General features: G+C 64.4%; 15 protein-coding genes and 1 pseudogene. 8 read left to right on the forward strand and 8 right to left on the reverse strand.

Annotated elements, in window-relative coordinates; genetic code table 11:
- Together ACLL97_RS18850 and ACLL97_RS18855 are read right to left on the reverse strand one after the other, a co-directional pair.
- Positions 1–428 (reverse strand): serine/threonine-protein kinase (locus ACLL97_RS18850; RefSeq protein WP_411282021.1); only part of this gene is annotated, 428 nt, incomplete at its 3' end.
- Positions 425–2,758 carry a protein kinase domain-containing protein gene (locus ACLL97_RS18855; protein ID WP_411282022.1) on the reverse strand — a complete coding sequence of 778 codons (2,334 nt, stop codon included), beginning with the start codon at positions 2,756–2,758 and terminating at the stop codon, positions 425–427. The genes ACLL97_RS18850 and ACLL97_RS18855, both read right to left, overlap by 4 nt.
- A 231-nt stretch (positions 2,759–2,989) precedes the next feature.
- On the opposite strand from ACLL97_RS18855, the gene ACLL97_RS18860 reads away from it, so the two are divergent.
- Together ACLL97_RS18860 and ACLL97_RS18865 are read left to right on the forward strand one after the other, a co-directional pair.
- Entirely contained in the window at positions 2,990–3,604 is a 615-nt protein-coding gene (locus tag ACLL97_RS18860) for a cupin domain-containing protein (protein WP_411282023.1), read from the forward strand.
- Positions 3,605–3,774: 170 nt separating this feature from the next.
- The gene (locus ACLL97_RS18865; protein ID WP_411282024.1) at positions 3,775–5,187 is read left to right on the forward strand and encodes an alpha/beta hydrolase family protein; all 1,413 of its coding nucleotides are present in this window, start codon (positions 3,775–3,777) and stop codon (positions 5,185–5,187) included.
- Positions 5,188–5,216: 29 nt separating this feature from the next.
- On the opposite strand, the gene ACLL97_RS18870 is transcribed toward ACLL97_RS18865, so the two are convergent.
- A complete protein-coding gene (locus tag ACLL97_RS18870) occupies positions 5,217–5,711 on the reverse strand; it encodes a nuclear transport factor 2 family protein (protein ID WP_411282025.1) in 495 nt (164 codons plus the stop codon).
- Between the two features lie 142 nt (positions 5,712–5,853).
- Between ACLL97_RS18870 and ACLL97_RS18875 the strand changes: the two genes are divergently transcribed.
- Together ACLL97_RS18875 and ACLL97_RS18880 are read left to right on the forward strand one after the other, a co-directional pair.
- Positions 5,854–6,714 (forward strand): serine/threonine-protein kinase, encoded by an 861-nt coding sequence (locus tag ACLL97_RS18875; protein ID WP_411282026.1) that lies wholly within the window; start codon positions 5,854–5,856, stop codon positions 6,712–6,714.
- Between the two features lie 796 nt (positions 6,715–7,510).
- Positions 7,511–8,074, forward strand: a complete 564-nt coding sequence (locus ACLL97_RS18880) for a hypothetical protein (protein WP_411282027.1) — start codon at positions 7,511–7,513, stop codon at positions 8,072–8,074.
- A 502-nt stretch (positions 8,075–8,576) separates the two neighbouring features.
- Here the strand turns inward: ACLL97_RS18880 and ACLL97_RS18885 are convergent.
- Positions 8,577–11,195 (reverse strand): protein kinase domain-containing protein, encoded by a 2,619-nt coding sequence (locus ACLL97_RS18885; RefSeq protein ID WP_411282028.1) that lies wholly within the window; start codon positions 11,193–11,195, stop codon positions 8,577–8,579.
- Between the two features lie 124 nt (positions 11,196–11,319).
- Between ACLL97_RS18885 and ACLL97_RS18890 the strand changes: the two are divergent.
- Together ACLL97_RS18890 and ACLL97_RS18895 are read left to right on the forward strand one after the other, a co-directional pair.
- Positions 11,320–11,621, forward strand: a pseudogene (locus tag ACLL97_RS18890) (hypothetical protein).
- A 24-nt stretch (positions 11,622–11,645) separates the two neighbouring features.
- The gene (locus ACLL97_RS18895; protein WP_411282029.1) at positions 11,646–12,566 is read left to right on the forward strand and encodes an alpha/beta fold hydrolase; all 921 of its coding nucleotides are present in this window, start codon (positions 11,646–11,648) and stop codon (positions 12,564–12,566) included.
- Positions 12,567–12,643: 77 nt separating this feature from the next.
- On the opposite strand, the gene ACLL97_RS18900 is transcribed toward ACLL97_RS18895, so the two are convergent.
- Together ACLL97_RS18900 and ACLL97_RS18905 are read right to left on the reverse strand one after the other, a co-directional pair.
- Positions 12,644–14,404, reverse strand: a complete 1,761-nt coding sequence (locus ACLL97_RS18900; RefSeq protein ID WP_411282030.1) for a M1 family metallopeptidase — start codon at positions 14,402–14,404, stop codon at positions 12,644–12,646.
- A gap of 100 nt (positions 14,405–14,504) precedes the next feature.
- Complete coding sequence (locus tag ACLL97_RS18905; protein ID WP_411282031.1) at positions 14,505–15,005, reverse strand: hypothetical protein; 501 nt, start codon at positions 15,003–15,005, stop codon at positions 14,505–14,507.
- Positions 15,006–15,739: 734 nt separating this feature from the next.
- Here ACLL97_RS18905 and ACLL97_RS18910 point away from each other — a divergent pair.
- Together ACLL97_RS18910 and ACLL97_RS18915 are read left to right on the forward strand one after the other, a co-directional pair.
- On the forward strand, positions 15,740–16,087 hold the full coding sequence (locus tag ACLL97_RS18910; protein WP_411282032.1) for a DUF418 domain-containing protein: 348 nt from the start codon (positions 15,740–15,742) through the stop codon (positions 16,085–16,087).
- 432 nt (positions 16,088–16,519) lie between these two features.
- A complete protein-coding gene (locus ACLL97_RS18915) occupies positions 16,520–16,786 on the forward strand; it encodes a DUF418 domain-containing protein (protein ID WP_411282035.1) in 267 nt (88 codons plus the stop codon).
- Positions 16,787–16,815: 29 nt separating this feature from the next.
- Here the strand turns inward: ACLL97_RS18915 and ACLL97_RS18920 are convergent, their stop codons facing one another.
- Positions 16,816–17,274: a hypothetical protein gene (locus ACLL97_RS18920; RefSeq protein WP_411282033.1), complete on the reverse strand. Its 459-nt coding sequence runs from the start codon at positions 17,272–17,274 to the stop codon at positions 16,816–16,818.
- A gap of 996 nt (positions 17,275–18,270) precedes the next feature.
- Positions 18,271–21,369, reverse strand: a complete 3,099-nt coding sequence (locus ACLL97_RS18925; protein WP_411282034.1) for a protein kinase domain-containing protein — start codon at positions 21,367–21,369, stop codon at positions 18,271–18,273.
- Positions 21,370–21,742 lie beyond the last annotated feature (373 nt).

Consider the following 21,742-nt stretch of genomic DNA (forward strand, 5'->3'; position numbering starts at 1 on the left):
TTCTCGGGCTTGATGTCGCGATGAATCACGTTGTGCCGATGCGCGTAGTCGAGCGCACTCGCCACTTCGCGCGCGACGCGCACGGCCTCGGCGATGGGCAGTTGTCTTTCACGTTCCATGCGCGCACGCAACGTCTCGCCGGTGACCAGTGGCATGACGTAGTACAGCAGACCGTCGGCTTCGCCGCTGTCGAGCAGCGGAAGAATGTGCGGATGTTGCAATCGCGCGGTCGTGCGGATCTCGCTTAAAAAGCGTTCACCGCCGAGCGCTGCACCCAAGTCGGGATGCAACACCTTGATCGCCACATCGCGCTGATGCTTGATGTCGTGCGCGAGGTACACGGTGGCCATGCCGCCGGCGCCGAGTTCCCGCTCGATGCGATAACGGTCCGCGAGGGCGATCGTGAGGCGCTGCTGGGAGTCGTTCACGTGGTGGCCCCGACCAGTGCGACGTGGGGCACGAGCGCCCGTACACGCGGCGCGAGCGGAATAGTGGCGACGTGCTCCGAATTGCGACGAATATGCGCAAAGATCGGCGCCACGTCGGGATGCACCAGCCATACGCGCCACAGTGCATGGTGCTGCGACAACCCGCGATAGTAGCTCGCCCCCAAATGGGCCGCCCGCGACAGCCACTTCTGGATACCGGCCACGTCGTCGAGCAGCGCGAACCCTTCGGCGGCGTATTCCGTGTAGGAGAAGTCCTGCCAGAGCGTGGCCTCGAGCTCGGGCGTGAGGATCGCCGCGGCGGCCACGCGGTTGCCGCGCGTGGCAGCGGCCAGAAATGATGCCAGCGCCGTCATCGCGTCGGCCGGCTCGGCCGCCGCGCGGTCCAAGGCGCGCAACGCATGGGTATGATCGCCGGCAGCAAGGCCGACGAGTCCCTGCAGCAGAAACCAGATACTCGGTGGTGCTGAGCCAGGCCCCTGCTCCAATCGCGCCAGCGCGCTGGCGACTCGCCCGCTCATCCACTCGCCGGCGCTTTCCATCATCGACACCAGCGGATGCCCGGGGTCGAGGCGCTTGACGTCGCGTGCGACGGCGAGCCCAGCCTCGACGCGATCGCCGAAAATGAGAAACGCGCCATACCAGAAGCCGATATCGACGTCCTCCGGCATGGCCTCGTAGGCCAGTCCAAGTTCGCGCACCGCGGTCGCGACGTCGCCGCGGAGCGCGGCCACGAGTCCGCGGATTTCAGCGGCGAATGGCGAGCCGGCCGAGATCCGGTTAATGGTCTCGGCGTGCCGCAGCGCGTCGTCGAGCAGCGTGAGATCGCTGCTCAAACTATTGTTGACCGCCGCCCAGCAAGCGCGCCCGGCACCGCGCAGTACGAACAGATTGTCCGGTGCCAGACGCGCCGCCTCGTCGAGGTATTCGAGCGCCCGCTGCAAGCCGGTCGCGGTCCACGCGTTCATCCCCTCGCGCGCGCGAAGGTACGCGTCGTACGCCGCTGCGTCGGCAATGGGGTGTTCGGCGAGGCGCGCCCGCTCCTCGGCCGACAGCGTCAGCGACAGCGCCGACACGATGGCCTCGGCCACGCGGTCCTGCATGTCGAAGACGTCGTCGAGCGACCCATCGAATCGCTCGGCCCACAACGCGGCGTCGCGGCTGGCATCGAGCAGCGAGGCCGTGACCCGCAGACGATTGCCCGCTTTGCGCACGCTGCCTTGGAGCAGGTGCGACACACCCAGCTCGCGGGCGATGTCGCCGGGCGTACCAGTGCGGTCACGGTACGGCATGACGGTGCTGCGCGAGCAGACGCGGAGCGCGCGCACCTTCGACAGCGCGATGATGACCTCCTCGGTCAACCCATCAGCGAAGTAGCCATTCTCGGCGTCGGGACTCAGGTTCGTGAACGGCAGCACCGCCAGTGACGCCTGCTCTCCCGGCGCGTTCGGTGACGCGGCTTGTGGCTCACCCAATGCGGCGGCGAACGCACGCGCCGATGCGAAGCGGTCTGCCGGCTCTCGAGAGAGGGCGCGGGCGATGGCGGCGTCGCACGCGGGCGGTGTATCGACGCGGCGGCTCACGCACCGCGGCGCGTCGTGCGTGTAGCGTTGCACGATCATTGCCTCGAACGTGGCGCCCGTGAATGGCAGCTCGCCGGTGAGCAACTCAAACAGGATGGTGCTGAGCGCGTACACGTCTGACTCAGGGCCGAGGTCACGATCCGCGGTCGCCTGTTCCGGGCTCATGTAAGCGGGTGTACCGAGAGAGGTTCCAACGCGCGTCAGGCGCTGGTCTTCCGGCGCGCGCATGCTCGCGGCGATGCCGAAGTCGGCCAGCACGGCGTGGCCGCGGCTCAGCAGGATGTTCTCCGGCTTCAGGTCGCGGTGCAGAATTCCTTGGGTGTGCGCGAAGTCCAGCGCGTCCGCAACCTCGCGCACGATGCGCACTGCTTCGGAAACAGGCAGTCGCCGTTCGCGAGCGATGCGCGCACGGAGCGTCTCGCCTTCCACCAAGGGCATCACGAAGTACAAGGTGTCGCCGACGTGGCCGGAATCGAATACCGGCACGATGTGCGGATGCTGCAGGCGCGCGGTGGTGCGGATCTCGGCGAGGAATCGCTCAACGCCGAGTGCGACGCCAAGGTCCGGATGCAGCACCTTGATCGCCACATCACGATCGTGCCGCAGATCGTGCGCGAGATACACCGTCGCCATGCCGCCAGCCCCGAGTTCGCGCTCCACGCGGTAGCGATCGGCCAGCGCGCTACGGATGTGGGAGAGCGGGTCGGAGGAGGGGGGGGATGCAGTCACTGAGGCTTTTCTGGGGTGAGCGAGCGTGTGAGGCAAGTTTGCGTCGGAAATCCCTGTTTGCCAGTGGGAAATGGCAGGATGATCGATTCCCGGCGAGAATATGCGCAGTAGCGCCACGGCGAGCCTTATTGCCGTGAGTCACCCGCAGGAAACACAGAAGAGCCAGTTTGAGGAGTCGTTATGCAACATGCAATACAAACCCCAACGCGTCGAAGCTTCGTAGGCCTTGGGGTGTTGACATGGTTGACCGCATGCGCGCGTAAGATCGATGATTCGTGGAGCCAAAGCGAATCGATCACCACGTTGCGCCGGGTGGTGACGGGGAGGACCGGCGCCGGAAAGGCGATCATCGTACAGAACGGGGTGTCGCCGCGCGTTGTCACCACGGAAACCCTTCCGGGGCTGGCCTTGGTAGAGGTGTGGGCGACCGACGCGATTCCCACCTTGCCGATCGCACCGGTCGACCTCACAACAACCATGAAATCGTTCGTACCGGACCCCGGCGGTACGCGCTTTCGGATTGTGCAGTTCCCGGGTGCCAGCGATCGTGCGTTCGATCAAGAGGCATTTCGCCGGGAGTATCTGATCAAGGCCCCAGGTCTCGCCGAAGCGATGGAACGGCAAGACTCGGGGATGCATACCACCGACTCGGTCGACTATGGTGTTGTCATCTCCGGCGAGATCACGCTGGAAGTCGATGACGGTGCGACAGTGCATTTGAAGCAGGGCGACTGCGTTGTGCAGAATGGCACACGACACGCGTGGCGCAACAACCATGCGACACCCTGCGTGATGGCATTCGTGCTGGTGGGTGCGGCGCGAGAAAACGGCTCACGCCTCCCGTAATTGCGGCAGCCGCCGGACGCGGCTCTATTTGACCGGCGACGCCGCCAACCGCTGCCTTCCGCCCCATTTTCCACGTGCCTCGAGAATTCGACCAGCCCGACCCGCTGTACGCTGACCGTGGTGAACGGGCCGCAGTTGCCCGCGCTCACGCATGGCGGGAGCACGCCGCGATGAGCGCTGATCGTTCACCGTTCCTACGCCACGTGCTGGTCGCGGCCGCGCTGGTCTGTGGCTTGGCCAACGGCGCCCTCGCACAGGACACGCGCACGCCCCGTACCGCGGCCAGGCGCGTCGACAGCGTTCGCGTTCCTCCACTCGACAACCGCATTGATGTCGTGACACCGATGGCCCCGGAGTTGGCCACCTTTGGGGCATACCCGATCGGCGTACGCACGATCACCGTGACCGATCGCAACCGCCGGGATGTGCTGCACACCACCGCGGGCGACACCACGGCGCGATACGATCGCTCACTCACTCTCGAAGTGTGGTACCCGGCGGCCGCCACGAGCTTAGCGCGCCTGGGGGAATACCGTGTGATCATGCGCGATCCGTCGGTCACCATTTCGCTCTTCGGCCAAGCCCAGCGCGATGCCACACCGCGTGATGGCGACGCACCGTTTCCGCTGCTCATCATCTCGCACGGATATCCGGGCAATCGCTACCTGCTCAGTCATCTCGGCGAAAACCTGGCCAGCAAGGGCTATGTGGTCGTCTCCATCGATCACACCGAGAGCACGTACGACAATGCCGAGGCGTTTGCCAGCACGCTGTATAATCGCCCGCTCGATCAACTGTTCGTGTTGCAATCGATTGCCGAACTTGGTGCTCCCACGTCGCGGAGCTTCCTGGCTGGTCGTGTCGATGCGAGTCGGAGTGGCATCATTGGCTATTCCATGGGCGGATACGGTGTGGTGAATACCATCGGTGGTGGCTTTCGCACCGCGGCAGCCACACTGCCCGGCGCGCCGCCCAACAACCTGCTCCTGGAGCGGAGCGCCGACAATCTGATGTATCAACGCGGTGGTGGTGATGTGCGCATCAAGGCTGCGGTGGCGATTGGTCCGTGGGGCATGCAGGCGGGCTTTTGGGATGCGGCGGGCTTGACCGGCATTCGCACGCCCACGCTCTTTGTGGCCGGCAGCGCCGACAACGTATCCGGCTATGAGAACGGCACCCGGGCGCTGTTTCGTGGCGCGGTGAACGCCGAGCGTTATCTGCTCACATTCGTTGGTGCGGGACACAACGCCGCTGCACCAATTCCTGCACCCACTGAAAGCTACGCCTACTCACCGACGCTCAAGTCATTCCCGTTCACCCACTACGCCGACCCGATGTGGGATACGCGTCGCATGAACAACATTTTGGCCCATTTCATCACTGCGCACTTCGACGCGCGGCTGAAAGGCGACAGCAGCAAGCTCGCTTATTTAGACGTGGTGCCCAATGGAAAGGACGGGGTGTACGCGACAGACCGCGACGGCGAGCCACTGGCCACGCACAACTACTGGAAGGGGTTCAAGCGAGGCACGGCGGCGGGGTTGGTGCTGGAGCGGGAGCGGGCGGCCGAGCGACGGCCGTAGCCACGTGCACGTCGGCCGCCCAACGCGCGTTACGGACGGGTCGCGCAGTACGCGCCGCCGACGCACGTGAGCGGCACAAATAGCTCCCCCTGAAGCTTCCACGTTCCATCTACACGGCGCCACTGTGCCTGATACGTACCGCTGATGCGCAGCAGACCATCCCGCTCGGTCCACGTGCCCACCCAGTTTCCGCGCTCGGCCGCGACGTCCCAGCGCTGATTGATATCGATCGACGTGGGCGTTCGCACGAACTTCGTGTCGGGGCGCCGAGCGAAAGTCTCCGCCATGCTTCGCACATTCGCTTCACGGTCGACGTTGAGGACGCTGCGCGAATTCAGCACGCTCATGGTGGGGAGCCATTCGCGCGCGATCGCGGCGGTGTCGTGGGCAGCGATGGCGGCGTTGGAGCGTGCGCGCGCTGCGCGTATCGCCGACTGATCGGCAGACGCGGGCGCCTGTGCGTGAGCGATCGCCGGCACGCATACGAGGACCCCGACGAGGAATTTGCGGTGATGGAGTTTCATGGCGACGGCTCGGTGACGGGATGATTGCGGCGTGATTGATCATGACGATAGCCCGGGGTTTCCCCGCGCGACAGCGGCCGCCGGACGCCGCTCTATTTGATCCGCTAAACCTCCAACCGCTGCCTTCCGCCCCATTCGCCACGTGCCTCGAGATTTCGATCAGCCCGACCCGCTGTTCGCCGCACGCTACCGCGTCGAGCAGCAGATCGGCGAAGGCGGCATGGCGACCGTGTATCGCGCGCTCGACCTGAAGCACGGGCGCCGCGTCGCGCTCAAGGTGCTCAAACCCGAGTTGTCGGCATCGGTTGGCGTCGAACGGTTTCAGCGTGAGATCATGACCACTGCGAGCCTGCGCCATCCCCACATCCTTCCGCTGTACGACAGCGGGCAGGTGACCGGCCCTGATGGCGACGCATTGCTGTGTTACGTCATGCCATTCGTGGAAGGAGAGAGCCTGCGCGACCGGCTCACGCGCGAGCGGCAGCTGCCGCTGGATGATGCACGCCGCATTGCCCGAATGGTCGCGGACTTCGGCATTGCGCGGGCGCTTTCTGCTGCGGGCGCCACCATTCTCACGCAACCCGGTATGGCCGTCGGCTTTCCGATGTACATGAGCCCTGAGCAATCCGTGGGCGACGAGGTGGATGGGAGAGGCGACCGGTATGCGTTGGGATGCGTGCTGTACGAGATGCTCGCGGGTGAGCCGCCGTATACCGGCGCCACGGCGCAGGCAATCATCGCGAAGCGCTTCCGGGATCCGGTGCCACGCGTCTCGACGCTTCGGGAGAGCGTCCCTCGCACCGTGGAGACGGCCTTACAGACGGTGATGGCGCGTTCACCGAGTGATCGATTCGCCACCGCGCAGGCTTTCGTGGCGGCGCTCGCCGTCGACGTTGCTCGGCAGTCTCGCCTGCCTCCACGGTGGATGAGTTCCGGCTCGCGGTGCTCCCCTTCCGGCATCCGGTGGGCAACGACGCGCTCGCGATGTTCGCCGATGGCCTGACCGAGGGGATTCTGACGGGGCTGCTGCGCTTTCCATGGCTTCGCGTCGTCGCCGCACCTGCCGCGCAGGGATCAAGGCAGGGATCAAGGCAGGGATCAAGGCAGGGATCAAGGCAGGGATCAAGGCGTAGCGAGGGACGCGCCGGCGATGCGCAGGGCGCGCGCTACGTGATCGAAGGAAGCCTGCGTTAGGGACAACACTGTCCAGCTATGGTGATCGCCGCCGCCACTCACATCCGCGCGGTCGATCCGCCATCCACCTCGTCGTCCGACACCGGCCGGCAACGTCTTGGCTGAGGCGGCGACCGGGTGAGCGGGACAAGAGGGCGCTTTACCGCCGATTGGCAGGGGGGTTCGCGAATACGCAGCAACGACGAGCCGGGTGTTGTTCGCGGTGATCCTCGATAGTGTTGCGTTCTGCGACCGTTGACGTACCGCTGTACCGCGGATTGGCACGACTCTTCGCTGATCAACAGCAACGGCAACAATGGAATGTGCTGCGCGGCGGACGGACGCCTCGTTGTGCGACGGACGATCCGTGTGTTGTTCGCGGTGATCCGCGATGGTGTTGCTTTCTGCGACCGTTGACGTACCGCTGTACCGCGGATTGGCACGACTCTTCGCCGACCAACAGCAACGGCACCCGTTGAATGTGCTGGGCCGCGCACGGACGCGGCGACGCGCGACGGACGATCCGCCATGCACGTCGTCGTCCGACACAGGCCCACGAAGTACGGGTCACGGCAATCGTGATCGTAACTGGACAGTATTGGCGTTAGGGAGGATCCCGACTGCGCGTGACGGTGCAGTTGACGGACCTCGCAACGGGTGTGCCGCTCTGGGCCGACACGTACGATCGGGACGCCTCCACCGATGCGGCCTTCGAAACGCAGGATGACCTCGTGGCGCGAATCGTCTCGACCTGTGGAGATCACTTCGGCGTGCTGGCGTGCGGTGACCTGGCTCCCGCCAATCACCTTGCCTTTCAGGCGCTCGCGGTGGCGCTCTGCTTCCGCCGGGAGACGACGGCGTGTCTCGCCGCCGCCGAGCGGGCGATCGCACTCAACCCGCGCAACGGGAGCAACGAAGCATTTTTCCTGCTCTGCTTCACCGGGCGCTGGGATCGCGGCGTGGCGCTGATCCGCGAGGCTATCGAGCGCAATCCCCACCACCCGCGCTGGTACGAGACCATTCTCGGGGTCAACGAGTACCGTCAGGGCCACTATCGCGCGGCGGCCGACGTGCTGCTGGGCCTCAATGCGCCGGAGATCTTCTGGAACAACATGTTCATCGCGGCGGCGTGCGGGCAGCTCGGTGATTTGATGGCGCGGCAGGCGCTCGACACGCTGCTCTCGCAGTAGTCGGACTTTGCGACGACGGGTGAGGAGATGATGCTGATGTGGTACGAGCCTCCGCTGGTTGCGGCGCTCATGGACGGGTTGCGAAAGGCGGGACTTTCGTGAATCGCGATGCAGCGGCAACGGCAACGCCTCTGAAAGCGGCCGGCATGGCTTGTTGGGTTCAGCCGTCACGACTGGTGACCTGCCAGGCGTCGGGAAATAGCGTGCAGCATTCTCATGCGGGTGCCGGTCGCCTGCAGGAGAGATCGCGGCCTCAACGAGTCGCTGATGCTGGCGAGCGAGCTATGCTGGCTCGCTCCGCTCGCAGCTTGACTTGGGCGTTCCGCAGCGCATACGGCGCCATGTTGCAGCGCGAAGTTCCTAGCCGATGCGCCAAAGTGAGCTGAGTAGACCGCCGAACGCACGTCGTGACCTACCGCGGAACTTGCCACCTGAGCCAGCGTTGAGAGCATCATTTCGGGTCCACTTGCGGTAGCGTCACCGGAATGAGGCTCCGCCGTCCCTACCGCGACAGCACCCGTTCGAGATCACGCGTCCAATTCAGCACCAACGCCAACGTGGACGCTCGCCCGTTTGGCTGCGGAATGACGAGGAAGAACCGCTGACCGTCGGGCGAGACGTCAAAGCCCAACGTGCTGTTGTTGTACAGCGAACCGGCCGCTGGCCGACGGAATAGTTCAACCGAAATCCCCGGTTCGCCGGTGGCAGGATCGAGCGGGGATGCGAACACGGCGTCATTTCGCCGATACACCAGTTCACGTCCACCTTTGGTCCAGCGAGGCTGCGTGCCGCCGCCGGATGATACCTGCCGACGTGCGGGACCGGTCATGCTTTGCACGTACACCTCGGCCCCATCCGTCGCCGCGCGCTCCGCGTAAGCGATCCACTTGCCGTCGGGCGAAATGGAGGCATGGGAGCGCGCGTTGCCGTTGACGGCAATGGCACGGGGGGCATCGTCGCCGCTACGCACGAAGATTTGCGCCTGGCTATTGAACGCCCACGAGAGCCCGTCTGGTCCGACGCTGGTGGGCACCTTGTCGGCAGCGCTCCGCAACAGCGTATCGACCGCCGATCCATCGAGAGGCGTTCGCACCACGTCATAGACCGGCGTTTCCGCGATGTGTATGAGCGACCGGCTGTCAGCGGTCCAGTTCGGCGAAAAGCTCGCGCCGGCGCCGCGGGTCAATTGACTGAACACTCGGCGGCTGCGATCGAGGAGCCAAATCTGGACGGTGCGCCCGAGCTGAGAGAGCGCGAGATAGCGCCCGTCGGGAGAGAGGCGCGGTTCGGCCCAACGGCCGGTGGCCGTCAGTAGCTCGCCGTCACGTCCGTCACGTCCGATCTCGCGTACCAGCTGCGGCATCTCCACGTCGGATTGCCGGAGAAACACGAGTGTACCGTCGGCGGAAATCGCATACCCGGACACGCCGAGCGAGTGATCCGACGCCACGTCGGTAAGGATGGATACGGGTGTCCCCTCCACGCGAAGGGCGCCAACATCGAACCGTACGGCCATCACGATGCCATCTCGGATGAATGTCAGATATCCACCGTCCACATACCGAGGGAAGAGCGCGTTGCCTATCAGCGTCTGCCGCCGACGCGTAGAGAGATCGACGACCTCAACGCGCGACGAATCGGCTGGGAACGCGTAGCTGAAGAAGAGCAGCGTCTTGCCGCCGGGCAGCAGATGTGGAGCCCAGTGGCTGAACTCCTTTCGCGCGCTATCAAGGGAGGTGAGCGATTCCAATGCGCCTCCGGACGCGCGAACTCGCGAGAGCGCTCCACTGTTTTGCGTGAAGTACACCCAATCATCAGCGCCCCAGTGCAGCGAGGTGTTGAAAGGGTTCGGCTTTGCGATTTCCGTACTGGGCCCACCTTCCACGGGCATGCGCCGGAATGCGCCGTTTGTGCCCGAGAAAACCAGTGACTTGTTGTCAGGAGAAAACGCGAAACTGTTCACCCCTTGAGAGCCCGGCACAATATGCGCCGAATCGCTGGAGAGGTCGCGCACACGAATGACGCTCGCCCCGTTCGAGTCGAGCCCCACAATGCCCACCATTCGTCCGTTCGGAGAAAGCTCGACGGCAATTTTTCCGAGTCTCCCGTTCATCGTCAGATCGGCCACGAGGCGACGGTCATTGCCACTCGCACCGGACGACCGTTGCCCAAGCCACCAGCCCGAGAGTGCTATTCCAGCAGCGGCGGTGGCGACGAGCGCGCCGGTCAGCCAGCGGCGGTGCGTCGTGGGGCGCGCGCGCGACGTGACCCCCAACAGCGTGCCGGGCGACGATGCCTCGAGCGCTGTTGCGAACGCGGCGGCTTGCGCGAACCGATCGGCCGGCAGCTTCTCGAGCGCACGCATGACGGCCGCCTCCACGTGCAGCGGCACCGCTTTGCGCTGCGCCGAAATGGAACGCGGCGTTTCTGACAACAAGCGCGCCACAACGGCCTGCACGGTGGGACCCGAGAATGGCGGCTCACCGGCCAGCATTTCATAGGTCACCGCGCCCAGCGCGTACACATCACTGCGCGCATCGATAGTACGTTCGCCCGTCGCCTGTTCAGGGCTCATGTACTGCGGTGTACCCAGCGAGAGGCCCGTCTGCGTCAGGCGCTCCCCGCCAGCACTCTGCACGGCCAGCGCGATGCCGAAATCAGCAACCAGCGCGGCGCCATCCTGCAACAGGATGTTTTCCGGCTTGATGTCGCGGTGCACGATGCCCTGCCGGTGCGCATGTTCGAGCGCGCTCGCCGTCTCCCGGGCAATGCGCACCGCTTCGTCGACCGGCAGTTGGCCCTCCTTCGTCAGGCGGGCGCGCAGCGTTTCACCGCGTACGTAGGGCATAACGTAGTACAGCAGTCCGTTTGCGGCTCCAGAGTCGAGCAGCGGCAGAATGTGCGGATGCTGCAACTTCGCCGTCGTCTTGATTTCGGCCAGGAAACGTTCGGCGCCAAGCGCCGCGCCCAAGTCGGGATGCAAGACTTTGATTGCGACGTCGCGCTCGTGCTTGAGATCGTGCGCGAGGTACACCGTGGCCATGCCACCGGCGCCGAGTTCGCGCTCGACCCGATAGCGGTCGGCGATGGCGGCGGCGAGGCGTGCTTGAATGGTTGTCACCTGAGCAATCTGCGGGCTGGACGGGGCGCCGTCGAGTCCGTCCGGGGAACGAGTACTCGAGTTTCCGCCGACGGGCGTACATTCCACAAGAGGCGCCATTCAGCTAAACGCCCGAGGGATGCGTGTGAACAAAACTTTTATTCGGAACGGTCTCATTGCCGCCGGCTTTCTCAATATTGGCGGCGTTTTACTGTTCTCGCGTGCTTTCACGAGCAGTGCAATAAACAGCGCTGATCCAGCGGTCATGTCCAACTTTGGACTGCTGATGATCGTGGTGTGGGGTTTGGCATACCTACGAACAGCCTCTCGCGGACATATGCAGAGGACTTCTTCGCCGGTGCGTTCTTCAGTATTTACGGCGCCAATGATTTGATCTTCATGCTGTTCTTCGCGTGGGTATCGTTCACGCAGTCTCGCGAGACATAGGCACGTCCACAGCTACAGGGAGTCATGATGATCTTGCGGTTTCGCGCAGCATCAGTTGGCGCAGTGCTTCTTCTTGGAGCGGCATGCACCCAGCCGGCAGAAACTCCGGTGGAGGCGGCCGGCGCCGCAGTCGCCGCCATCCCATACGGGGCAAACGCACCCGCCAGCGGAACGTTCGTGCATGATGGCGTGACGCTCTACTACGAGACATATGGGGACGGCCAGCCATTGCTGCTCGTGCATGGGAACGGACTAAGCATCGGTACCATGGCGGCGCAGATTGAGTTCTTCAAGACGCGCTACAAGGTGATCGCGATGGACAGCCGGGATCACGGGCGCTCCTCTGACAGCGACGGTCCCATCACGTATGAGAAAATGACGGACGACCTGGCCGCGCTGATTGATCATCTGAAGCTCGATTCGGTTCATGTCATTGGCTGGAGTGACGGAGGCATCGAAGCCCTCCTCCTCGGTGTCAGACACCCAACCAAAGTCAAGAAGATCGTGTCGATGGCGGCGAACCTGAACTTTTCCTCAGATGCCTTTTATCCGGAGTCGGAGGAGCTGATCAATATGGTGATAGCCTCGACGCCAGACAGCGTGAAGAACACCCCGGAGGGGAAGCGCGCCCAGAAGGTGGCAGGCATGATGGTGAAGGAGCCGAATATTGATCCAACATTGCTCGAGCGCATCACGGCTCCGACACTGGTGATGGCCGGCGACCACGATGTCGTCCGCACCGAACACACGGTCGGAATCTTTCGCCACCTGCCGAACGCACAGCTCGCGATCCTTCCGAACAGCACCCACATGGTGCCATTCGACGCTCCCGAGCTGTTCAACTCCACCGTCGAACGTTTTCTCAGTACCCCATTCACCAAGAGGGATCGTATTGCAAACCTGATGACATCAGGCGAAAAGCTCGCGGCGGGTATGCCGAAGTGAAACGTAGAATGGCGAAGCTCGGTCACTACGCGGCGCTCATCGTCACTGTGGCGAACGTGAAAACCGGCGGGCCATGCCTATTGCCGTCGGCCGGCCGCCGCGCGTGCGGCCTGCCACGCCTGAAGCTTGTCCACGGCGTCCAACTGACGAAGGATCTTCGAAGTCGGATCGATCGTGACGCTGGCCAGTCTGGCCGCGGGCGTTTCACCGGTCCCGTCGGTCATTGGGAGCGTGACGATCTTGCCGTCAACACGAACGTCGAGCGGCATGGGGAACGGCAGCTTCGCCGGCACGTCCCAGCGCACCGTGAGCAGCCCGTTCTCGTGCGTCGTCACGACCTTGGGCAGCGCCGCCTGATACAGGTACACGTTGAAGAACCACTGGTAATCTTTGCCCGTCACGCGATTCACGATCTGCAGAAAGCCCTGTGTGGTGCCGAACTGCGGCGTAAAGTTGCCGGGTAGTGGATCGGGACGGCCGTACGTCAATGTGCGAATTGACGTGAAGAATGCTTCGTCGCCGATGAGTTTGCGCAGCGTGTGCGCGACCCAGCTGCCCTTGGGATAGATGTCGCCGCGAGGCCCACTCGGGTCGGCATACACCTCCTTCTCCGAGCGCTCGCGGCCGGAAACGAGTGGTTGCTCGTTGCGAATGCCGTTTCGCTGCGACCGAAGCTGCGCCATGTAATCGAGCTCGCCGCCGAGATACTCGGCCAGAAGCGGCTGCGCGTAAGAGCCGAGTCCCTCGTGGAGCCAGAGGTCGTCGTAGTTGGCGTTGGAGAGTTGGTTGGCAAACCACTCGTGCGCGAACTCGTGGTTCAGCAGAAAATCCCACCCGAACTCGGTCTTGACGTACGGACCACTGTGCCCGATGAGCGTCTGGTTTTCCAATCCGGAGAAGGGCACGCGAACGACGCCCATTTTCTGGTCGGCCCAGGGATACGGCCCGATCACGTTCTCCCAGAAATCGAGCGTCTGCGGAAACTCGGAGAACAGCTCCGTCGCTTCCTGTTCTTCTTCAGGGATGTAATACAGGCGGAGCGGGATCACGTTGCCGAAGCGGCTCTTGTATTCACCTTCCAGCACTTTGTACGGGCCGACGTTGAGCACGGAGCCGTACGTGTGCACGCTGCGCGCCTGCCAGTTCCATGTCGTCCAGCCATCCTTCTCCACGGTGCTCACGAGAAAGCCGTTGCCGGGCGCCATGAGACCAGTCGGCACGGTGTAGTGCAGATCGGTCGTCGCCGGCTTAAGCGTGGGGTGATCGAGACACGGGTATAGCAGATCGCAGCCGCCACCCCAGAGCGACGTATCGATCCACGGCTGCTTGCCATCTGGCGTGGTGGCCCATGTGGTGCCGCCTTCCCACGGCGGCCGCTTGGCGAGTGGCGGGGTGCCGGCGTAGATCACCTCCGCCGTGAACGTCGCGCCAGCCGCGTACGGTGCCGGCAGCGTGATACGGAGCTGACCTTCCGGATTCGAGTAGGCCGACGGCGAAACGACTTTACCGTCGATGGCGATCGACGTGATGGTGTATTTCGGATACAGGTCGAGGATCAGGGTGCGAATCGGCGCCTTCGTCGTGAAGCGCAGTTTCGTCACGCCCTCGATCCGCTTCCCGGTGGGAAAGACCTTGAGCGCGTGATCGAGGTGATCGAAGACCAGCGCCAGCTGCTCGGCCGGCATCGGTCCGCCCTGCTTTCGCGTCTGCGCCGTGATGAATCTCGGGTCGGCGGGATCGGTGATGACACCTGCCACCTGCCGTTGCGCGTGCGATGCCGACGCCAGCGTGAGCATCGCTACGCCGCACATCGTCGCCTTCACCATCGTTCTCCGCATCGTGTATCTCCGTAGGTAGGCCACGACCGCTTGAGGTTCTTGAGGGTTCGGATCCGTACGTCGAAAGATGAACGATGCGGGAAGTCTCAGAACTCGAAATTCAGGCCAAGCGAGGAAGGAGCCCAATGTTCGTGTTGTCTTTTACCGTGCGCATTCTCGGATCCCACTGCGGCGCCTGCTGGTTCTGCCGATTCGTGAAATTCTGCAGATCGAGGAAGGCGATCAACTGCCTACGCCCCATGATGAATCGGCGATCTACCCGCAAGTGGGTCGCGATGAATGTCTCGACGCGACGTGAGTTGTAATGCATGAAGTCCAACGTCCCAGCGAGCGCTCCACTGTTCACGAGGGGAGTGTACGGCAATCCGGATGCGCCGCGCAAACGTGTTGCCACTTCCCAACGCGATTTCGGGCGCCATCCCACGACCGCGTTCGTCGTGACCGGCGAATCAAACGCTCCCGTTCGTGCCGTGCCGTCCGTGCCGGTGAAGCGCGTGCGATTCAGACTGGCACTGATTTGACCGTAGAAGGGTGATGCGCCGAACTTCTTCTGTGCGAAGAGCCCGATGCCGTGCGCGTCGCCGGTCGCGGTCGATTCCACCTCGAAAAAAGAGGGGCGCTTCGGGCTTTCGAGTGGGTGGCTGTCGGCGCAAGCGCCGGTGGTGTGTCCGCGTGAATCGGCGGTGAGGCGGTTGACAATTCGGTCCGTTTCCGCGGGCGGCATGGTCCGCTGAAGCATCGGCCGCACCGAGATACCTCTCGGCGTGCTCGGCGTGCTCCGTTGCTCGGCGTGATCCGTTCTCGAGCGACCCGAGCATCGCCGCCGTCGAGCGGCTGCTGCACCGATCACCCGCTGGCGGACACGCGGTTGAACCGATCACGCAGAGGACGCGGGGGCGCAGAGAACGCAGAGAACGAGTCAACGATAGACGGCTCGTCGGGGTGAGGCGGATTCTCAGAGGAGTCGGCCAAGGTTCACCCACACGAAAGCCAACGAGGTGATTTGCTCAGCGCTTGCCGCTGCCGCTGGTCATCAACTGGAACGATGTGCGCGCAGCAATCTCTCGGCAGGTTCTGTTGGTCGGCACCCTCGTCGATCACCATCCCAAGGCAACCTCTACCGGATCGAACATCGGTGGTGCACGGCCGATGTGCCGGGTACTACCGTGACGGCGTCACTAACCGAAGTTACAAGCGGTGGGCGTGCGCAGCGGATGTGCAGGCGGCCCCGATGCCCGCGCCCCCGCGGTCGCGCATCGAACTGCTCGACGCGCTACGAGGCTTCGCGTTGTAGGGAAGTTCTAGTTGCCCACCGACCACGCGGCCACGTTCCTGATGCACACGTTCGTCGAAGGCAAGTTCTACTCGATTTTCTCACTGCTCTTTGGCCTCGGATTGGCGCTGCAGATGCAGCGTGGCGAGGAGCGAGGCCGTGATCCGCTCCCGCTGTTCAGGCGTCGCTTACGCGTGCTGATGCTGATAGGCCTGTCGCACATCCTGCTGCTCTGGTTTGGCGACATCCTGCTCTTTTACGCGCTGATGGGCATGGTCCTCATTCGCCTTCGCCATCTCGATGACGCACGTTGGGTCCGATGGGCGGCGATCTGCGTTTTTCTGCCGATCATCGTCTATCTGCCCACGGTGGTCAATCAAGCGTACACGCTGGCAACGCCCTTTTACTGACGAGGCCGGTAATTGGTGCGTAGACGCGATGCGGTCGCGTCACGCCCGTGGTTTTGTTGGAACAGGTGGCGAATGCGCAGGGGCGGCTTCGGTCGACGAGGGCGGTGGCGGCGCACGGCCGCCCTCCGCTTGGGGGCGACTGCGGGTTCGGCGCGTGCCCAAGGCATCGACCGTGGTCGCCCTACGGTGACACCGCACACCCGGCGCATGCGGTGATTCACGGGTCAGTCACTCGTCTTGGCGACGGGTGCTGCTCGGTGCGTATCGATGCGTGTCGGTGCTGTTTCTGTCCATCCGTGTTCCCGCTGTTACTGTTCGCGTCTCCGTGTGACGTCGGGGCCGTGTCCGCCACGTCGTAACGGCAACGGCCAGACCACGGAGACCACGGATCACGCCGAATCAACACGGATAAGCGACACAGCGCAGCGTGTGATGCTGCTCTTGGTTCCGCAGGGGAAAATGGCGCTCACGAACTACCTGCCGCAGGCCGTCCTTGCTACCCTCGCCTTCTCCGGGTTCGGACTGACCCTCGCCGGGCGCATAGGCGCGACGTGGCTTTGGCTCTGGGCGGTGTGTACCATCGCGCTGCAGATGGCATTCAGCGCGTTCTGGCTGTCGCGCTTCCGCTTCGGTCAGATGGAGTGGACATGGCGCTCGATCACGTACGGTCAACCGCAGTCGATGCGTCGGGAGCAGTAGTCGGCGCGCGTGGCAGCAGCGCGGTGCCGTTATTCCGTAGCAGTCACCTTCCATTCGGACCGCAGGCGAACCATGAAGAGCACCGACGCGCACAACAGCACGAGCCACGCGGTAGCGCGGCAGGCGTCGGCCAACGCGTGATCCATCGGTAGCAGCTCGAGCCGCTCGAGCAGATAGTTCCAGTCGTGAATGATGTCGCCGTCTCCCGGGCTTACGAGATCGAGCGCCATGTCGCGCGCATCTGCGATGTACGGCGCGAGCGCACCAAGACTGCTGCTCAGCCAGAACAGCGGAACGAGCGCACCGAGCCGGTCGTCTTGGCGTCGTAACACGAGACAGGCGGCACGTGGTGCGATGAGCTGTGTTATGCTGCCGCCCGCGACCGCCATGAATTCGCCGAACGGACTCCACAGGAAGTGTCCGAGTTCATGCACGCCGAGCGTGATGCCGCCAAACAGGCCCGCACTGTCGGGCGCTTCGCGAATCACGCGCTACGCATCGATGGCGAGCAGCAACGCAAGGATGGACACCACGACGATCCGCGTGCGCGGATTCAAGGTCGTGGTTCGCTCGGAACGGTCGTCGGACTCGGCATCCCAGAACGCTACCTCCGCGATCGTGCTCGCCCAGCCGGTGCCGTGGGCGGCGCGAGTGCCACGCTTGAGGGATGCGCATTTATGTTCACCAGTGGGGACGGCGCGCGGTGTTGACCGAAGGCACGCGCGTATGACGGACCGCTGGTCGCGTTGAGCGACTTGCTCAACACGACCCCTGCCCTGCTCGCAACACGCACGGCCGATCTACGGCGCGCGCAGGCTTTCGCGCAAGCTTTCGCGCACATTCTCCGCGATCGTCGCGCGTCTCCCACGCCCATTGTCGTCGCACCAACCGTGCGGGCGTTTCCGTAGTCCACCAGCATCGCGACGAGCTGCTCGGCCCCCGACGCGGCCCCCGACGCGGCCGCCGACGCGGTCCCCGCATCGGTCAGGAGCACCAGTGCCCCTCGCCACGACGCCTCGTCACGGGGACAGTCGGTGGAACTCTTGCGCGACAGCACGGGCCGCGTTGGTTGGCTACGACTGCAAGGACGCGCGGTGGTCCGAGATCGCCAGTGCCCTGAGCTGTGAGGGACGATGGCGGCGTATCGCCAGCTCCGGTGTATTCCGGTACGAATCGCACGGAGCTTTCATTTGGTAAACCTCTCTATATCATTGACTTAACATCGTAAGCCGGATAACTTCATTTAAATGGACCCCAAGGTTCGACAGTATCTCGCCGAGATCGGACGACGCGGCGGCACACGGAGCCGTCGGACGCTCTCGGCCGAGCAGGCCCGCGGCATGGTGGCCCGCCGTGAGGGACGTCGATGCCTCCATGCATTCGAACGCATGGCCGAGCAGCTTCGTCTGTTTGACGCGCCCGGCTTCGAGATCATCCTTGGTGGTATTTGTGATCTGGCCGAGTGCACCGATTCCGTCAACGCGTTACTCGTGTCCATCGCCGCGCCCCGACTGCAGCTGCTGGGCATTCGTCTTCCATCGCCGCTGCCGCATCCTGAGGAGCGGCTGTTCGACGGTTTGATTGCGGAGTATGGCGACGGCGCGCATGCACGTTACAACGCCCTCATTCGCCGACTGGTGAGCTTTACCAGAACCGTGCCAGTTGCGCAGCGATCGTATGCGCGAGCCGGCTGACATCGCGCGCATCGAGCGCTTCCTCACCGCGCTCGCGCAGGCGGCAACCGAACCCACGACCGTGTATCTCGTTGGCGGTGCCAGCGCGGTGCTTGTGGGCTGGCGCGCCATGACGCGTGACATCGATCTCGTGATGCTCCCCGAGTCGGATGCGCTGCTGCGGGCCATTCCGCGGCTCAAGGATGAGCTGTCCATCAATGTCGAACTGGCTGCCCCGATCATTTTATACCGGTGCCGGCAGGATGGGAGACGCGAAGCCCGATCATCAGACGTATCGGCCAGCTCACCATTTGCCACTACGATTTTACGGCGCAGGCGCTGGCCAAGATTGAACGGGGACACACGCGCGATCTTGACGACGTACGCGCCATCGCGCGCCACATCCCAGGGCGTGTAAAACGCATATTCCACCTGGAGCAGATCGTCGGCAATGTGGAAGAGCGGCACCGGCGCCGCGATCGTGACCGAGGAACCGGGGGTGACCCGCGCTGCCATCATGTTAGCGCCCGCGCTCACGAAAAACAGTTCGCGCCCGTCGCGCGACCACAGGGGCGCGGTGCCACCGCCGTTCGACACTTGGTGCTTGAAGGCACTCGTGTTGGGAAAGGGGCGCACGAACACCTCCGTACGCCCCGTCTCGTCGGACTGATACGCCAGCCATCGGCCATCGGGGGAGAGCGCAATCGCTTCCTCATCGAACCGCGTAACGATAAGCGGCACGCGCGTGGTGTCGGCACCGATGCGCACGCCCGTCACGTCGCGGCCGCCCGACACGGCGCCGAGTGAGCCGGCGCGTAGCAGCAGCCAGCTACCGTCGCGTGAGAGGACCGCTTCGTCAACGACACCCGGGAGTAGCAATGAATCGCTGCCAAGGCCGTCAGCGCGGTGCTTGAGAACGCCGGGTCGGGCGGAGATGAACGAGATGAACAGGCCATCGGCGCTCCACTTCGAACGCATTTCTGGCACCACGTCGAAGGTGATGCGCGAAAGCGGTCCGCGCGAAAGTTGCTTGACCCAGATGTCATCACCCGCATCGGTGTAGAGCCCGATCGCCAGGCGCGAGTCATCGGGCGACAGCGACCAGCCGTGGTCGCCGACATAGCGCGTGATGTCGAACGTCCATGCGCTGTCCACCGGCGTGGCGCGTCCGCTCCGATCGACCCACACCATCTCGTAGGCGGCGGATCCGCCGTCGGTCACAGGCGCGGTCACGAGCGATCCCGACCGGGACAGGTCGAAGGGCAAGTCGCCACCCGAGATGCTGTCAGCGAGCACGGTCGGCTGACCGCCCAAGGTGAATGCACGCTTGTCGAACGCGTCCGCCATTAGTCGCCCGTCCTGCGCGTACACGAGGTGGCCGGTCTCTGCGTAGCGCGCCGCACTCACTCCCTTGAGCAGGAACGCCGTCTTCTTCGTCCCGATATCGCCGGCCCAGAGGTCGCACGCCGAGCGGGTGACGGAGCAGCGATAGAAGAGCACCGCAGCGGTTCCTGGTATGCCGGCGACCACCGCCGAACGCACCGAGTCGCTCGCAAACGCGGCCAGTGAGGGGCCCCCGTTCGACGCCACAGTGGCGGGCGCGAGATCGGGCGCGCGAGCGCGCGTGTACACGATCGTTGCGTTGTCGAGCCAGGCGATGGCGGAGTATCCATCCGACTCCGCATCGACGAGGGTGACTGACGCTCCACCTGCCACCGGTACCTTCACGACCTTGTTGCTCGCCACCAACGCGAGCCACGCGCCGTCGGGCGAGAGCGTGAATGCCTGAGCGTCCACGGTGCCGGCGATCGGCACGGCGGACCGACTCTCGCGGCGCTTGAGCCAGAGCTGTGTGCCCACCAGTCCACCGACGCGCGGACCGTAGAAGACGATAAATGACCCGTCGGGGGCGGGCATCGGCACCTGCTCACGGCCGGCCGCGCCGGTGAAGACCGGCGGCAGCTGCATGTCGTAGCGCAGCACACTCGGCGACGGCATGGGACGGAGCCATCCCACGGCCCCCACCGCGACCGCAGCGATCGCGAAGGCGCCAACGATGGCACTGGCGCGTCGGCGGCTGCGGGACGCCGCGATGGGTGATTCGGCACTTCCCCCTTGGCTGACGAAGCTGGCGTTGCCCAATGCCGCGCTGAAGTCGGCCGCGCTTGCGAAGCGGTCGGCCGGCAACTTGGCCAGCGCGGTGAGCACTGCTGCTTCGACGTGAGGCGGCACCGTCTGGCGCACCACCGACAGCCGTTCAGGCTCGCTGCTGAGGACTTTCGCGACGATGGCCTGCACCGTGCTGCCGGTAAAAGGCGCGTCGCCCGCAATCATCTCATAGGTCATCGCGCCGAGCGCGTAGACGTCGCTCCGCGCGTCGATGGTGCGTTCGCCCATCACCTGCTCGGGGCTCATGTACTGCGGCGTGCCGAGCGAAAGGCCGGTCTGCGTCATGCGCGCGCCGCCGGCACTCTGCACGGCAAGCGCGATGCCGAAATCGGCGACGAGCGCGTGCCCGTCCTGTACCAGGATGTTCTCCGGCTTGATGTCGCGATGGATGATGCCTTGCCCATGCGCGTGCTGCAGCGCATCGGCGACTTCGCGCGCGATGCGCAGCGCATCGTCGATCGGCAGCTGCCGCTCGCGCTCCAAGCGCGCCCGCAGCGTTTCGCCGCGTACCAGCGGCATCACGTAGTACAGCAGGGTGTCCGCTTCGCCGGAATCGAGCAGCGGGAGAATATGCGGATGCTGCAACCGCGCCGTCGTGCGGATTTCGGTCAGGAACCGTTCGCCGCCAAGGGCGGCACCGAGGTCGGGATGGAGCACCTTAATGGCGACATCGCGTCCGTGCTTCACGTCGGTTGCCCGGTACACGGTCGCCATACCGCCGGCACCGACTTCACCGTCCACGTCGTACCGATCGGCAAGGGAGGTGGTCAGTCGCCGGAGGATGTCGCTGTTCGTCGGCGGAACTTACGGCTACAGCGGCGCGCTGGCGACAGTGTGACGCACGTGGTGACTCGCGCGCGTTAGGGCTGTGGCGTACGTTGCTCGCACCCAGCCAGGCCCCCTGAGCGCTTTCCGTGAAGCCGCTGCACTGACCAGCGTTCACGGTGCCATGATCTCCTGACCCCGATTTCCGTGATCAACGATCGCCTCGCCGCCGCGCTGGCGGACCGCTACCGCCTCGAGCGCGCCCTCGGCGCGGGCGGCATGGCCACGGTGTATCTTGCCGATGATCTGAAGCACGATCGTCAGGTAGCCATCAAGGTGCTGAAGCCGG

This window comes from Gemmatimonas sp., from assembly GCF_046594945.1.
Classification (GTDB): domain Bacteria; phylum Gemmatimonadota; class Gemmatimonadetes; order Gemmatimonadales; family Gemmatimonadaceae; genus Gemmatimonas.